Origin of the sequence: Nocardia spongicola (genome assembly GCF_047200775.1) — a bacterium.
Lineage (GTDB): Bacteria > Actinomycetota > Actinomycetes > Mycobacteriales > Mycobacteriaceae > Nocardia.
The window spans coordinates 1-239 of sequence record NZ_JBJZOO010000087.1; the positions used below are offsets into that span (position 1 = coordinate 1).

Below are 239 nucleotides of genomic sequence, written 5' to 3' on the forward strand. Positions count from 1 at the left end.
GCTCCGGCGATGTAGGCGGCGGCGACTTCGCCGACGCTGTGGCCGACCACGGCGGCGGGGCGGATATCGAGTTCGGCGAGTTCGGCGCATAACGCGACTTGGATCAGGAAGTTGCCTGCTTGGGCGACGACGGTGGAGGTGGCGCGGGATCGGTCTTCGGGGCGCAAGAGTTCTTCGGTGATCGACCAGCCTGCGATCTTCTGGAACTCGGTGTCCACCCGAGCCGCCTCGGCGGCGAA

At 67.4% G+C, this 239-nt stretch carries 1 protein-coding gene; it reads right to left on the reverse strand.

The features are described 5' to 3' along the window. The coding region (locus ACL02S_RS24325) for an acyltransferase domain-containing protein (RefSeq protein WP_412804820.1) at positions 1–218 on the reverse strand (218 nt) is incomplete at its 3' end. Positions 219–239: the final 21 nt, after the last annotated feature.